General features: G+C 64.8%; 14 protein-coding genes. 7 read left to right on the forward strand and 7 right to left on the reverse strand.

Annotated elements, in window-relative coordinates:
- Positions 1-5: 5 nt before the first annotated feature.
- On the forward strand, positions 6-407 hold the full coding sequence (locus tag K3557_RS09975) for a Na+/H+ antiporter subunit G (protein WP_259999446.1): 402 nt from the start codon (positions 6-8) through the stop codon (positions 405-407).
- Positions 408-438: 31 nt separating this feature from the next.
- Entirely contained in the window at positions 439-2,601 is a 2,163-nt protein-coding gene (selD, locus tag K3557_RS09980) for a selenide, water dikinase SelD (protein WP_259999448.1), read from the forward strand.
- 239 nt (positions 2,602-2,840) lie between these two features.
- On the opposite strand, the gene mnmH is transcribed toward selD, so the two are convergent.
- Positions 2,841-3,893, reverse strand: coding sequence for a tRNA 2-selenouridine(34) synthase MnmH (gene mnmH / locus K3557_RS09985; protein WP_259999450.1), 1,053 nt, complete (start codon positions 3,891-3,893; stop codon positions 2,841-2,843).
- 189 nt (positions 3,894-4,082) lie between these two features.
- On the opposite strand from mnmH, the gene K3557_RS09990 reads away from it, so the two are divergent.
- Complete coding sequence (locus K3557_RS09990) at positions 4,083-4,574, forward strand: MarR family winged helix-turn-helix transcriptional regulator (RefSeq protein ID WP_259999452.1); 492 nt, start codon at positions 4,083-4,085, stop codon at positions 4,572-4,574.
- A 5-nt stretch (positions 4,575-4,579) separates the two neighbouring features.
- Here the strand turns inward: K3557_RS09990 and K3557_RS09995 are convergent, their stop codons facing one another.
- Positions 4,580-5,269, reverse strand: coding sequence for an SOS response-associated peptidase (locus K3557_RS09995; protein ID WP_259999454.1), 690 nt, complete (start codon positions 5,267-5,269; stop codon positions 4,580-4,582).
- Between the two features lie 91 nt (positions 5,270-5,360).
- Here K3557_RS09995 and K3557_RS10000 point away from each other — a divergent pair, with 91 nt between their 5' ends.
- Complete coding sequence (locus K3557_RS10000) at positions 5,361-7,109, forward strand: tetratricopeptide repeat-containing sulfotransferase family protein (protein WP_259999456.1); 1,749 nt, start codon at positions 5,361-5,363, stop codon at positions 7,107-7,109.
- 6 nt (positions 7,110-7,115) lie between these two features.
- Here K3557_RS10000 and K3557_RS10005 read toward each other — a convergent pair whose 3' ends face one another.
- Together K3557_RS10005 and K3557_RS10010 are read right to left on the reverse strand one after the other, a co-directional pair.
- Positions 7,116-7,424 carry a DUF1992 domain-containing protein gene (locus K3557_RS10005; RefSeq protein ID WP_259999458.1) on the reverse strand — a complete coding sequence of 103 codons (309 nt, stop codon included), beginning with the start codon at positions 7,422-7,424 and terminating at the stop codon, positions 7,116-7,118.
- Positions 7,425-7,577: 153 nt separating this feature from the next.
- Complete coding sequence (locus tag K3557_RS10010) at positions 7,578-9,158, reverse strand: bifunctional UDP-sugar hydrolase/5'-nucleotidase (protein WP_259999460.1); 1,581 nt, start codon at positions 9,156-9,158, stop codon at positions 7,578-7,580.
- A gap of 162 nt (positions 9,159-9,320) precedes the next feature.
- Between K3557_RS10010 and K3557_RS10015 the strand changes: the two genes are divergently transcribed.
- Genes K3557_RS10015 through arsC form a run of 3 tightly spaced genes read left to right on the forward strand, consistent with a single transcriptional unit; the run spans position 9,321 to position 11,052 of the window.
- The gene (locus K3557_RS10015) at positions 9,321-9,659 is read left to right on the forward strand and encodes a DUF952 domain-containing protein (RefSeq protein ID WP_259999462.1); all 339 of its coding nucleotides are present in this window, start codon (positions 9,321-9,323) and stop codon (positions 9,657-9,659) included.
- Positions 9,656-10,714, forward strand: coding sequence for a quinone-dependent dihydroorotate dehydrogenase (locus K3557_RS10020; protein ID WP_259999464.1), 1,059 nt, complete (start codon positions 9,656-9,658; stop codon positions 10,712-10,714). The genes K3557_RS10015 and K3557_RS10020 overlap by 4 nt, the downstream gene beginning before the upstream one ends.
- Positions 10,711-11,052, forward strand: a complete 342-nt coding sequence (gene arsC / locus K3557_RS10025) for an arsenate reductase (glutaredoxin) (RefSeq protein ID WP_259999601.1) — start codon at positions 10,711-10,713, stop codon at positions 11,050-11,052. The genes K3557_RS10020 and arsC overlap by 4 nt, the downstream gene beginning before the upstream one ends.
- A gap of 25 nt (positions 11,053-11,077) precedes the next feature.
- On the opposite strand, the gene K3557_RS10030 is transcribed toward arsC, so the two are convergent.
- Genes K3557_RS10030 through K3557_RS10040 form a run of 3 tightly spaced genes read right to left on the reverse strand, consistent with a single transcriptional unit; the run spans position 11,078 to position 13,339 of the window.
- Positions 11,078-12,397: an MATE family efflux transporter gene (locus K3557_RS10030; RefSeq protein WP_259999466.1), complete on the reverse strand. Its 1,320-nt coding sequence runs from the start codon at positions 12,395-12,397 to the stop codon at positions 11,078-11,080.
- Between the two features lie 4 nt (positions 12,398-12,401).
- Entirely contained in the window at positions 12,402-12,920 is a 519-nt protein-coding gene (locus K3557_RS10035) for a PaaI family thioesterase (RefSeq protein WP_259984844.1), read from the reverse strand.
- Positions 12,917-13,339 (reverse strand): PaaI family thioesterase, encoded by a 423-nt coding sequence (locus tag K3557_RS10040; protein WP_259984846.1) that lies wholly within the window; start codon positions 13,337-13,339, stop codon positions 12,917-12,919. The genes K3557_RS10035 and K3557_RS10040 overlap by 4 nt, the downstream gene beginning before the upstream one ends.
- Positions 13,340-13,399 lie beyond the last annotated feature (60 nt).

Raw genomic sequence — 13,399 nt, forward strand, 5'->3', positions numbered from 1 at the left:
GAAAGATGGAAACCCTGTTTGAATTCCTCGTTGCCGCCTTTCTGGTGATTGCCGGGGTCTTCGGCTTTGTCGGCTCCTTCGGGCTGCTGAAGCTCAACGATCCGATGTCGCGCCTGCATGCCCCGACCAAGGCCACCACCCTGGGCGTCGGCGGCGTGCTGCTGGCCTCGATGCTGCATGCGGCAGTGTTTGAGAAATACTTCTCGGTGCATGAGCTGATGATCACCCTGTTCCTGTTCCTGACTGCGCCGATCACCGCCAATTTCATTGCCAAGGTGCATATCCACCGGCAAGAGAGCCGCGATACCATGCCCTCGGCGGGCGAGGATGACCATTGGGCCACCCATGACACGCCCGAGGACGAGGAACGCCGCCACCCGACCCACACCCCGCCCGCCGAAGACTGAACGCAGACCACTCAGGAAGGCCTGAACCGTGATGGACACCTCCCGCTTGCCGCTGACCCGCGATCTGGTGCTGGTCGGCGGCGGCCACACCCACGCGCTGGTGCTGCGCAAATGGGGCATGCGTCCGCTGCCCGGCGCCCGGCTCACCGTCATCAACCCCGGCCCCACTGCGCCCTATTCCGGCATGCTGCCGGGATTTGTGGCCGGACATTACGCGCGTGACGAACTGGACATCGACCTGGTGCGCCTCAGCCGTTTTGCCGGTGCCCGTGTGGTTCTGGGGGCCGCCGCGCATATCGACACCGCGGCCCGGCTGGTGCATGTGCCGGGCCGCCCGCCGATTGCCTATGACGTGGCCTCGGTTGATGTCGGCATCACCTCTGCCATGCCGGACCTGCCGGGCTTTGCAGACCACGGGATCCCTGCCAAGCCGCTGGGACGTTTCGCCGCCCAATGGGACGCGTTCCGCGACGGTGACACCCCCGCCCATGTCGCCGTGATCGGCGGCGGCGTGGCGGGGGCAGAGCTGATCCTGGCTATGGCCTTTGCCCTCAGATCCCGCGGCCGGCTGGCGCAGGCAACCCTGATCGACAGCGACCAGGCCTTGCGCGCGATTGGCAAAAAGGCCCGCCAGACCCTCCGCCGCGCTCTGGTCGAACAGGGCGTCCGGCTAGAGGAGAACGCGAAAATCGCGCGCATCTGTGACGGCTATATCGTGCTGGAAGACGGGCGCGAGATCCTGTCGGACTTTACCACCGGCGCCGCCGGCGCCCGCCCCTACGGCTGGCTCGCAGACAGCGGTCTGGACCTGCAGGACGGCTTCATCCGGGTCAGTGATACCCTGCAAAGCTCCGCCGCCAACGTCTTTGCCACCGGCGACTGCGCCCATATGGACTTTGCCCCGCGCCCCAAGGCCGGCGTTTATGCGGTGCGCCAGGCGCCGGTGCTGTACCACAACCTGCGCGGCACCCTGACCGGCGATCCTTTGCGCAGGTACCGCCCGCAAAAAGACTACCTGAAACTCATCTCCATGGGCAGTAAGGAAGCCCTGGGCGAACGCTTCGGCACCACCCTGGCCGGCCCCTTGATGTGGTCCTGGAAAGACCGTATCGACCAGGCCTTTATGGAGAAGTTCCGCGACCTGCCTGCAATGGACGCGCCGCCCCTGCCGGCCGAACACACACTGGGCATGGAGGCCGCACTTGGCGACAAGCCCATGTGCGGCGGCTGCGGCGCCAAGGTCGGCCGCGACGCGCTGCTTGGCGCGCTCGCAGGTCTTGAGCCTGCGGGCCGCACAGACATCACCCCGCTGCCCGGCGACGACGCCGCGCTTCTGACCACCGGCGGCGTCAATCAGGTGATCAGCACCGACCATCTGCGCAGCTTCACCAATGATCCGGTCCTGATGACCCGCATCGCCGCCGTCCACGCGCTTGGCGACATCTGGGCGATGGGGGCAGACCCGCAGGCCGCCACCGCCAACCTGATCCTGCCGCGGATGTCACCCGGCCTGCAGGCCCGGACCCTGCAGGAGATCATGGCTGCCGCCTCGGACGTCATGCAGCGGGCCGGCGCTGCCATCATCGGCGGCCATACCTCGCTGGGGGATGAGCTGACCATCGGGTTCACCGTCACCGGCCTCTGCCCCCGCCCTGCCATCACCCTGGCGGGTGCCAAACCGGGCGACGCGCTGATCCTGACCAAACCCATTGGCTCCGGCGTGCTGATGGCCGCGGAAATGGCCGGTCTGGCCAAGGGGGAATGGGTCGCCGCCGCACTGGACCAGATGAGCCAGCCGCAGGGCAACGCCGCCCGCATCCTGCAGGACGCCCGCGCAATGACCGACGTGACCGGCTTTGGCCTTATTGGCCATCTGCTTGGTATCTGCGAGGCCTCCGGCGCGGGCGCAAAAATCTTCACCAGTAAGATTCCCCTGATGCAGGGCGCCGCTGAACTGGCGGACCGCGGCATCCGCTCCTCGCTGTTTCCCGCCAATCAAGCCGCTGTACCGGAGCTGAAAACCACTGGCTGGCAGGACCTGCTGTTCGACCCTCAAACCGCGGGCGGCCTGCTGGCAGCGGTCGCCGCGGATCAGGCCGATGATTTGCTGAACCGGCTGCGCGCTGCCGGATACCCGGCTGCGCGCGCCGGCAAGGTAACGTCAAGCCCCGGCGCCATCACCCTCAGCGCCTAGCGGCGCCCGGCGCACAGGGGCCAGCCCCTCTTGGCCCTGCGGACCAATTCACCCCGGGGTAGTTTCAACCAGAAAGAAGCCCGGTTCCGGTGCTTCACCTTTGTGAAAATACTCCCGTCCCGCTGCCTGGCAGGCGGCTTTGCCGCCGGGAGCGGAGGCACGCTGCGCGCCAGCGCAGCGCCACGCCCAACGGGAGCGGGGCATCGCAGATGCTCCGGCGACGGGCGGGAGAACTTCTATCAGAGACCGGACATGAGCGCAGCCACCTGCGCCGCGGCGGCATCCAGGCCCGCGTCATCCAGCGCCTCTGCGTCGACAGTGGCGGCAACCTCTGCGCCGATTGCCGTGCGGGACTTGCGGTAGGCGGGGTCATAATGCTCGGCCATCAGCGCCTCGGTCAGACCGGCTTTGTCGCCCTTGGCAATGCTGGTGAACCAACCATCAACAACCGCGCCTGAGCGGTACGCGCGCAAAGGGGCCAGTTTTTTGCGCAGACCGTCCGCGTTTGACAGGATGTCGTCATAAGCCGCCACCAAATAGCGGCAGCGGGCCGCAACCGGCACCTGCAGGTCAATCCTCGGTGCCTGCTTCATTGCCGCCCAGATCGAAGGCGGAATGATCCGCTGGCCAACTTTGCTCGATTCCGCCTCCACCAGCACCGGGCGGCTGGGGTCCAGCCGCATCAAGGCGCCCGCCAGGGCGGATTCAAACCCCTTCTGCGACGGTTGCGGTGTCGGCATGTCCCCCAGAAGCGAGCCGCGGTGATTGGCCAGCCCCTCCAGATCCAGCACCTGCACGCCCAAGGCTCCGGCCCGCTTCAGCACCTCGGTCTTGGCCGATCCGGTATAGCCGTCCAGCGCCACCATCCGATGCGGCAATGCAATCTGATACAGCGCTGTATTCACCAGACGCCGATAGGTCTGATAGCCGCCCTCCACCACCTCGGCGCGCCAGCCGATCTGTTGCAGCATCCAGGTGAAGGACCCCGATCGCTGACCGCCGCGCCAGCAATAGACCAGCGGTTTCCAGCCGCCCTCATGGTGGCTCAGATGCTGCTCGATGTGGTTTGCGGCATTGCGGAACACCAGCGCCGCGCCCAGCTTGCGCGCCTTGAACGGGCTGTCCTGCACATAGATGGTGCCGACCTCGGCCCGTTCGTCATTGTCCAGCACCGGCAAGCTGATTGCGCCCGGCACATGGTCCTCTGCATATTCCGCCGGGCTGCGCACATCGATCACAGTGTCGAACCCGTGGGCATAGAAGTCTTGCAGGGAGGTGAATTTCAGCGCCATGGCCCATGCCTACCCCGCGCCTTCGGCAAGGAAAAGCCGCAAATGCCGCCGTTGCGGCAATAAAACTTGCACGTACTGCGCACAGGGCAGTATGGCAGTCAAGGTGAACAGACCCGCGGGCAGAAGGCCCGAAACAGCAAACCGGCACCAGCAGACCGGCCCTTACAGGCCGGCAAGGACCAGAAGGCCATGGACAGCGACCCTTTGGACATTCACACCCTGCCCGGCCACCTGATCCGGCGGCTGCATCAGATCTCGGTCGCCCAGTTCATGGAACGGATGGCCGAGGAAGGTGCCGACCTCACCCCGGTGCAATTCTCCGCCATGGCCGCGATCCACCGCCATCCCGGCATCGACCAGGCCTCGGTTGCCGGACTCATCGCCTATGACCGGGCCACCCTGGGCAAGGTGGTGGACCGGCTGGTGGAGAAGGGGCTGGTGGCCCGCGGGATCTCCAAGGCGGACCGGCGGGCGCGCGAGGTCAGCCTGACCGGTGAAGGCGAAGCCTTGCTGGAACGGATCCTGCCGGTTGTGCGGGCCGCGCAGCCCGGCATCCTGACGGGACTTACCAATTCAGAACAGGAGATCTTTGTGGCCCTGCTGCAAAAGGCAGCCATCGCCGCCAATGGCCTGAGCCGCGCGCCGCAGCGCGACCTGCCGTCCCGCCAAGCAGCCGAATAACCTGATCAGATCAGGTGGCCGCGCGGGATATCCCCGTCCTCGAACGGCTCAATCAGCTCCGGCCCGCTGGCCCGGTTGGAATTCACCGCCGGATCCACCCGGTGGAAATCCAGAATGCCCGCCGCCCCCGGCTGCATCAGCCGCGCGGCGCCTGGCCCGTCCTCGCCCAGCCATCTGCCCCAGTCCTGCGGCTCCAGGATCAATGGCATCCGGTGGTGAATGGCCGACAGCGCCTCATTTGCCGCGGTGGTGACAATGGCGCAGGTCTTGACCGGATCCGCCGCTCCCCAGCTCTGCCAGATGGCGGCAAAGGCCAAGGGGGCTGCGTCGCTGCGGCGGATGTACCAGGGCAGCCGGGCGCCATCCCCTGCTTTGGTCCATTCATAGAACCCCGTGGCCGGGATCAGACAGCGCCGTTTGCGGCAGGCGGCGGCAAATGCGGGTTTTTGCGCAATGGTTTCCGCGCGGGCATTGATCAGCAGCGGCCCGGCGGTCTCAGCCGTATTCCACTGCGGCAGGAATCCCCAGCGCATAGGAACTAGCTGGCGGTCCCCCTCCCCGGCCTGCACTGCGTGCACCGTATTGGTGGGGCAGACATTAAAATCAGGCACATCCGGCAAAGTGTTCGCAGGCTGCGCCGCAAACAGCTGCGCCATTGCATCATTGGGCAGGGTTATGGCAAATCGTCCGCACATGCTGATTTTCTAACCCAGGACTGCCCCCGCGCAAAGTGCCTGCGCACATCCGGGAAGCAGCCGCCCTGACACAACGAGACGGATAGGCCACATGACTCTTCAGAACGACCTCCAGGCAGCGTTCGGCTTTCTCAATCAGGGCAAGTTCAAACAGGCGCTGAAACAGTCCAAAGCCGGGATGAAACGGCACAAGACCCATCCGGATTTTCCCAACATCGCGGGCATCTCCCTGTCCGGGCTTGGCAAACACCGCGATGCGGTGCCGCATTTCAAGAAAGCGCTGGCCCTGGCGCCCGGCTTTCATGACGCCCGCAAGAACCTGGCGCAGACACTGCTGTTCCTGCAGCAGGGCGGGACCGCAATGAAACTGCTGGACCGGGTGCTGGCGGATCTGCCCGCTGATCAGGGCGCGCTGTACCTGAAGGCGCAGGCGCAGCTGGTGCAGAATGATCCCGAAGCGGCTATCGCCACGGCAAGCGATGCGCTCGCCCGCGATGGCAAACAACCGCGGATGCTGCGGCTGCGCGCCATGGCCTGGAAGAACCTTGGCGATGAAAAAGCGGCGCTGGAAGACTATCAGGCCACCCTGCGCCTGAACCCCGATGACGTGGACGCGCTGACCAATATCAGCCTGCCGCTGGCCCGGCTGATGCGGCAGGACGAGGCCACAGAAGCCGCGCAAAAGGCCGTTACCCTGGCGCCCGACAACCTGGAGGCACGGCGGCGTCTGGCCAGCCAGCTGATCTCCAACGGCGCGCCTGAAGCCGCCCGCACCCATTGCCTGGCGATATTGGATCTGGACCCCAAGGACAGCCAGGTGCTGGAAATGCTGGCCCGGCTCAACAGCCGTGAACAGAACGCAGAGCTGCTGCCGGTGGCGCAAAAGGCGCTGAAAGCAGCCGCGCCGCGCTCGCTGGACCGGGCCAACGCCAGCTTTGCCCTGGCCCGGATATCCGACCAAGGCGGCGACAAGGACGCCTTCGCCGCCCACAACGACGAGGCCAATGCCAGTATGGCCGCGCAGACCCCCTACGGCTACGAAGAGAGCGAGCGCCAGTTCACCCGGATCATGGCGGCCTTCCCGGATCATATCACCCCGGCAGAAACCACGCCCGAAGGCCCGCGCCCGATCTATGTGGTGGGGATGCCGCGCTCCGGCACCACACTGACCGAAACCGTGATCGGCCTGCACCCGGATGTGTTCCCCTTGGGTGAGCGCGGCGTGCCGGCCTTCCTGCTGCATCCCTTTCTGGAGACGGATCAGGACTTCACCCCCGAGGCCGCCCGCAGTTTCGTGGCGGAGGACATCAGCCGCCTGCCGGAAATGCCTGAGGGCACCGCGGCCTATGTCGACAAAATGCCCGACAACTACCGCCTGCTGGGCCACCTTGCGACCGCCTACCCGGATGCACGGTTTGTTCATCTTTGCCGCGACCCGCGCGATGTGGCGCTGTCGATCTGGCGCGGCTATTTCTCCGGCAGCTCGCTCACCTACGCCTACGACCTGAGGGCGATGGCGCACCGTTTCAACCTCTATGGCCGGCTGATGCAGCACTGGCGGCAGGTGATGCCGGGGCGGATTTATGACCTGCGCTATGAAGACTTCGTGGCCGATATCGAAGGCGAAAGCCGCAAGCTGGCGGGCTTCTGCGGGCTGGAGTGGGTTGAGGACATGGCCCACCCGGAACGGCACGAGGGCCAGGTGCTAACGCTGTCGAACACCCAAGTAAGGCAGACGGCGCACACACGCTCAATCGGCAAGTGGGAGAAATACGCGGACGTGCTGGCGCCCTTCATCGACGGGCTGGACCCGGAAATCTGGCCGGAAATCAAAGGGTAACGGAGCCTACTTGGTATAGGCCTTGCGCGCGATCTCGATCCGCGCATCCATCATCGACATCTCTTTCAGGATCTCCTGCCGGCGGCTGCGGTCGCCGGCCTCGCGCAGTTCAGCCCGCAGCCGCTGCAGCTCCCGCGACAGGCTGACGAACTCCGGCACCCCGCCGCTTTCGCGCACCAGCCGGTTGACCAGCGCGTTTTCCGGATCGCCGCAGTCCGGCAGCGGCTTGCCCGCGCCTTGCAGGTTGTCAAAGGCGCCGTCCTTTTCAGCGGCTTCGATACGGGCGTTGATAAGGTCGATCAGCGGGTGGTCCATGACCTGCATTCTGCCATGCCCCCCAGCCACCCGCCAGCCCGTTTACGAACCGCCGGCAAAGGTTAAAAATCTCCGAACATAATGCGGCAGCCTCCCTGCCCGAATGTTTCGCGCGCGAAACATTCAGGCCGCTTCGGACCTATATTTCCCTGTCTATTTCACCCGAGAAATCCGCCCGTCGGTATAGGGCGTATACGGGCCCTGCGCCGCCAGATATTCTGCCAGCACATCGGCCACATCCGGGCCAAAATCATACGCATTCTTGTCGTCGCCCTCGAACATCGCATAACCATCGCCGCCGTTGCGGACATAGTCATTGGTGACCACAAGGTATCTCTTTGCCGGATCAATCGGCACAAAACCCCCGCCCTCGGCCACCATCACTTGCCTGATGCGGCCCTCGTTCGGCGCAGCTGAGGCGTCCCAGCTGAATGTAAGGCCTGCGACCTGCGGAAAGCGGCCCTTGACGTCCTCCACCTGGCTGACCCCGTTTTCCAGCGCTTGGATGAGGGTTCCGCCGCTGATCTCAAAGGTCGACAGCGTGTTTTGAAACGGCAGGACGGTCAGCACCTCTCCCATGGTGACGGCGCCTGCATCCAGGCTGGCGCGGATGCCGCCGGAGTTGGCAATGGCAATGGTCACGCCTTGATCCCGCACGTGGTCCAGCATCGCATCAGCCACCAGATTGCCCATCGGACATTCCTGCACCCGGCAGACATCGCGGCTGCCCTCGACCGGCTCCGCGGTCTCCGCCACCACCTTGTTACGGATCTCATCCAGCGGCTGTGCCAGTTCCGCGATCCGGTCCAGGGTGGCCGAATCCTCGCTGACGGCGGCATCCATGATCAGCGGCTCGCCAGTCGCGCTGGTCACATTGCCTGCATCGTCAAATGTCACATTCAGTTCGCCCAGAAACTTGCCATAGGCATAGGCCTGCACGATCTGCACCCCGTTCACCACGGTCGGGTATGACCCTGCAGCCTTCTCTGACACATTGGACAGGTAGGTGTTGCTATGGCCGCCAACGATCACGTCAACGCCGTTGGTTTCCGCCGCCACCCGCTGATCGACGCCATAACCGGAGTGACTCAGCACCACGATCTTGGTCACGCCTTCTGCGGTCAGCCTGTCCACCTCCGCCTGCACCGCCGCCACGGGATCGGAGAAATGCACGTTTTTACCGGGGCTTGCCAGCTCATGCGTATCTTCGGGTGTCAGGCCGATCAGACCGATCTTTTCGCCGCCGCGCTCGATCACCGTGGATTTCTTCAGCACATCCGCCAGCGCCGGTTCGCCCGAGACATCCGCATTGGACATCAGAACCGGAAAACCCACCGCATCCATGAACCCGCGCAGCACCTCCGGCCCGTCGTCGAATTCGTGGTTGCCGACGGTCATCCCGTCATAGCCCAGCTGGTTCATGAACTCCGCCGCGGCTTTGCCCTTGTAGTAGGTATAGAACAGCGAACCCTGAAACTGGTCGCCGCCATCCACCAGGATTGTATTTTCAGCCCGCGCCCGCGCGTCGGCAATCGCTGTCACCAGCCGCGCGGTGCCGCCGAAACACTTGCCCTCGGCCTGATCCTCAGCGTCGCAGGTGCTGTCATATTTATTGATCGGTTCGAACCGCGCGTGGAAGTCGTTGGTGTGCAGGATGGTCAGCTTGTACTCCGCGGCCGCCGCGCCGGCTGTGAGGGTCAGGGCTGCAACCGAAGTGAGAATGCGTGCAATCATGAGGAGCGCTCCCGTTGTTCTGTTTTAGACAGAGCCTGCGCCCAAAGCCCGCGCCGGTCAAAGGGGAAAAGCCACGCCGCTGCCTCCCCTCGCGTCAGCTCTGCGCGGCTGCTGGCGCCAATCCCCCTTGATTCACCTGCAAACACAAGGCATCAGGCCGTCATGCTGATTTACAAGATTTTCCGGGCGGACGAATGGGCCGCACTGCAGGCGGCGGGCGAAACCACCGGCGCGCCGATTGATGTGGCGGACGGCTATGTCCATTTCTCCACCGCAACCCAGGCGGCGGAAACCGCGGCCAAGCATTTTGCCGGGGCCGAGGGGCTGACCCTCTTGGCCTGCGATGCGGTTGCAATGGGGGCTGATCTCAAGTGGGAAGTGTCCCGAGGCGGCGCCGAATTCCCGCATCTTTACCGCAATCTCCGCATGTCGGACGTGGTCTGGTCCAAGCCGCTGCCGCTGGCGGAGGGCGTGCACCAGTTCCCGGAGGAGATGGCATGAAGCTGACAGAGAAGCTGGCACTGGCCGCAATGCACAAGGTCGATCCGGAAACTGCGCATGGGCTGTCCGTGAAAGCGCTGACCATGGGCCTGGCCCCAGCGCCCGGCCCGGTAACTTCTGCCCGGCTCAAGACCACGCTGGCGGGCATTGAATTGCCGAACCCGGTGGGGCTGGCGGCAGGCTATGACAAAAACGCCGAGGCCCTGGCGCCATTGTCCAAATCCGGCTTCGGTTTTATCGAGGTTGGCGCTGCCACCCCGCGCGCCCAGCCCGGCAACCCCAAACCGCGCCTGTTCCGCCTGACCGAGGACAAGGCAGCAATCAACCGCTTTGGCTTCAACAACAAAGGCATGGAGGCGATCGGCGCGCGTCTGGCGCAACGTCCCCGCGAGGCGGTGATCGGGCTGAACCTTGGCGCCAACAAGGACAGCGAGGACCGCGCGGCGGATTTTGCCAAGGTGCTGGCCCATTGCGGCGCGCACCTGGATTTTGCCACCGTCAACGTGTCCTCGCCTAACACAGAAAAACTGCGCGACCTGCAAGGCAAGGCGGCTCTGTCGGCGCTGCTGGCGGGCGTGATCGACACCCGTAACGGCCTCAGCCGCCGGGTGCCGGTGTTCCTGAAAATTGCCCCGGATCTGGACCGCGAAGGGATTGAGGACATCGCCGCCGTTGCCTTGGAGACCGGCATTGACGCGGTGATCGCCACCAACACCACCCTGTCGCGCTACGGTCTGCGAAGCGCCCACAAGGATGAGGCCGGCGGGCTGTCCGGCGCACCTCTGTTTGAGAAATCCACCCGCGTTCTGGCGCAGTTGTCGGAACTGCTGGACGGCAAGGTGCCGCTGGTAGGTGTCGGCGGCATCAGCACGGCGGAGCAGGCCTATGCCAAGATCTGCGCCGGGGCGTCAGCGGTGCAGTTCTACACCGCGATGGTCTATGGCGGGCTGTCGCTGGCCGGAGACATCGCCCGCGGGCTGGACGCGCTGCTGGCGCGGGATGGCTTTGACAACGTCGCAGAAGCGGTTGGAACCAAACGGAAGGATTGGCTGTGATTACATATTGGCATTACCCGAAATGCTCAAAATCCCGCGCAGGCCTTGCGCTGATTGAGGAGAGCGGCGCGGATGTGCAGACGCGGGTGTATCTGGAAGATGCGCCCTCGGTTGCGGAGTTGAAGACGGTTCAGACCGCCCTTGGCGTCTTGGCCATTGAGATGGTGCGGACCGGCGAGAAGGTCTTTAAGGAGCTGGGCCTGACCAAGGACAGCACCGAGGAAGAGCTGCTGGCAGCGATGGCCGCGAACCCGATCCTGATCGAGCGCCCGATTGCGATCAAGGGCGGCAAGGCCGTGATCGGCCGCCCCACCGAGGCGATTGAAACGCTGCTGTAATCGGCTGCGGCGGGGCAATAGGCATTCAGGCGCCCACCTGTGCCTCCAGCCGCGGGTAGCGCAGGCCCAGCGTGACGCCGCGGGCGATGTTCAGGACTATCAGCGCGGCCCATAGGCCGTGATTGCCAAAGGCTGGAACCAGCAGCAGCAGCGCCGCCACATAGATGGCCACCGATTGCAGCATCGCCCACCGCATGTCGCGGGTCCAGGTGGCCCCGATGTAGATGCCGTCAAACATCCAACTGGCAATTCCCAGAACCGGCATTGCCACGGCCCAGATCAAGAACACCCGCCCGGCTGCGCGCACATCCTCCGAAGTTGACATCAGGTCGATCAGCCAGGGGCCTCCGGCGGCAAAAGCCAGCCCCAGCAGGACTGCACCGCCAACGCCCCATTGAGACGTCACCACGGCAGCCCGGCGCACGCGCGCACGCTCCTTTGCACCAACAGCACCGCCCACCAGCGCCTCAGCCGAGAAGGCAAATCCATCCAGCGCAAAGGCGGTGATCTCGACGAACTGCAGCAGGATCTGATTGGCGGCAAGGTTCACGTCGCCGATGCCCGAGCCGATGAACAGGAAGGTGGTGAAGGAGCCGGTGAGCAGCACCGAGCGCACCATGATGTCGCCGTTGACCTGCATCATCCGTTTCAGCCGCGCCGGATCGAACACCCGCGCCCAGTCGCGCCATTGATCGCCGGCAAAGGCATCGCGGCACAGGTACAGACCCAGTGCCAGACCGGTCCATTCCGCAATCAGCGTGGCGATGGCGACGCCTTCCACGCCCCAGCCAAGCCCCAGCACAAACCACAGGTCCAGGGCGATGTTGAGGCCATTCATCCAGACCTGCAGCAGGAACACGCCGCGGGTGCGCTCTACCGCGATCAGCCAGCCGGTGACCGCATAAAGCGCAATGGTGGCCGGCGCCCCCCAGATGCGGATCTGCAGGTAGTCGCGGGCCAGGCTTTCGACCTCGGCACTGGCGGGCGCCAGCGCAAAGGCACCCCAGAACACGGCTCCTTGGGCGACTATGAAGACCGCGCCGGCAGCAAAGGCCAAGAGCAGCCCGCGCATCAGAAGGGCGCCGGTCTCACCCCAGTCCCCGGCCCCGCGCGCCTGCGCGGCCAAACCAGTGGTGCCCATGCGCAGGAAACCGAAGATCCAGTAAATCGTCGCCAGGATCACCGCGCCGATACCCACTGCGCCGATGGGGGCGGCCTGGCCCATCTGGCCGACCACGCCTGTATCCACCGCGCCAAGGATCGGCACGGTGGCGTTAGACAGCACAATCGGCAATGCGATCTTCAGCACCCGCTTGTGGGTGATGTCTGTGTCCGCGCTGGTCATAAGGTCAGCCGTCGCCGTTCTGATCCTGCGGCATCAGAAAATGGCCAGTGGCCTGGGCAAACAGCTTGTCCTTGTGATCCTGCCAGGCCTCGACATGCACCGAAGCATAGCGCCGCCCGGAGCGATTCACCCGGGCGCGGGCATAGGCGTCGCGCGGCAGGCCGGAGCGCAGGTAGTCAACGGTAAAGTCGATGGTCTTGGGCTGGCGCGGCAGGTTGCCCTTGGCCATTTCCGCAGGATCCAGATCACCGGATTCGATGCGCTGCCAGAGGTGCGACCAGTTCAGCGTGATCATCGCGGTGATTTCCAGAAACGCCGCCGTCACCCCGCCGTGAATCGCGGGCAAAAAGGGATTGCCGATCAGCTTGTCGTCGAAATTCAGCTGGGCTGTCAGCTCATCGCCGCGACGCTCAAAAGTCACGTTCAGGAAGCGGATGTAGGGCACCGAATCCACCAGCGCCGACAGGGCTGCATCGCGGCGCTGCTTGACCACCTGGATCGGTTCAGGACGGGGGCGGCTCAAAACTTCTTCTCCACGGTAAAGGCGCCCGCGGCTGTGGCGACGGGGCGGTCTGTGTCTTCGTCCATTGCCACGGCGCGGACAAAGGCGACGCTGCGGGTGATCTGGTGGCAGGTGGCGCGGGTGGTGATCATCTGCCCCGGCGTTGCCGGGCGCATGTAGTCGATGCGCAAGTCAATCGTGGCGGTGCCGCCGGGGGCCGAAGGGTGGCTCATCACTGCGGCGCCGCAGCAGGTGTCCATCAGCGCCGACACCGCGCCGCCGTGAATGACGCCGGTTGCTGGATCGCCGATCAGCTTTTCATCATAGGCCATGCGGATTTCGGCAGTACCGTCGCCGATCTCAGTCAGCTTCATGCCCAATTGCTGGGCATGGGGGATCGCTTCGATGAACTGGCGCGCGAGGTCGGTCTTGTCGGCCATTGGGCTGTCCCTTTGGTTTGTCTGATCCATCTTTGGCCCCGCCCCGGCGAAAGCGCAAGA

It is taken from the genome of Leisingera sp. M523, from assembly GCF_025141335.1.
Taxonomy (GTDB): domain Bacteria; phylum Pseudomonadota; class Alphaproteobacteria; order Rhodobacterales; family Rhodobacteraceae; genus Leisingera.

What these genes read in the sequence shown, in the direction of transcription:
- K3557_RS09975 (WP_259999446.1), top strand. Translation starts at nt 6, where the DNA reads ATGGAAACCCTGTTTGAATTCCTCGTTGCCGCCTTTCTGGTGATTGCC.
- selD (WP_259999448.1), top strand. Translation starts at nt 439, where the DNA reads ATGGACACCTCCCGCTTGCCGCTGACCCGCGATCTGGTGCTGGTCGGC.
- mnmH (WP_259999450.1), bottom strand. Translation starts at nt 3,893, where the DNA reads ATGGCGCTGAAATTCACCTCCCTGCAAGACTTCTATGCCCACGGGTTC.
- K3557_RS09990 (WP_259999452.1), top strand. Translation starts at nt 4,083, where the DNA reads ATGGACAGCGACCCTTTGGACATTCACACCCTGCCCGGCCACCTGATC.
- K3557_RS09995 (WP_259999454.1), bottom strand. Translation starts at nt 5,269, where the DNA reads ATGTGCGGACGATTTGCCATAACCCTGCCCAATGATGCAATGGCGCAG.
- K3557_RS10000 (WP_259999456.1), top strand. Translation starts at nt 5,361, where the DNA reads ATGACTCTTCAGAACGACCTCCAGGCAGCGTTCGGCTTTCTCAATCAG.
- K3557_RS10005 (WP_259999458.1), bottom strand. Translation starts at nt 7,424, where the DNA reads ATGGACCACCCGCTGATCGACCTTATCAACGCCCGTATCGAAGCCGCT.
- K3557_RS10010 (WP_259999460.1), bottom strand. Translation starts at nt 9,158, where the DNA reads ATGATTGCACGCATTCTCACTTCGGTTGCAGCCCTGACCCTCACAGCC.
- K3557_RS10015 (WP_259999462.1), top strand. Translation starts at nt 9,321, where the DNA reads ATGCTGATTTACAAGATTTTCCGGGCGGACGAATGGGCCGCACTGCAG.
- K3557_RS10020 (WP_259999464.1), top strand. Translation starts at nt 9,656, where the DNA reads ATGAAGCTGACAGAGAAGCTGGCACTGGCCGCAATGCACAAGGTCGAT.
- K3557_RS10030 (WP_259999466.1), bottom strand. Translation starts at nt 12,397, where the DNA reads ATGACCAGCGCGGACACAGACATCACCCACAAGCGGGTGCTGAAGATC.
- K3557_RS10040 (WP_259984846.1), bottom strand. Translation starts at nt 13,339, where the DNA reads ATGGCCGACAAGACCGACCTCGCGCGCCAGTTCATCGAAGCGATCCCC.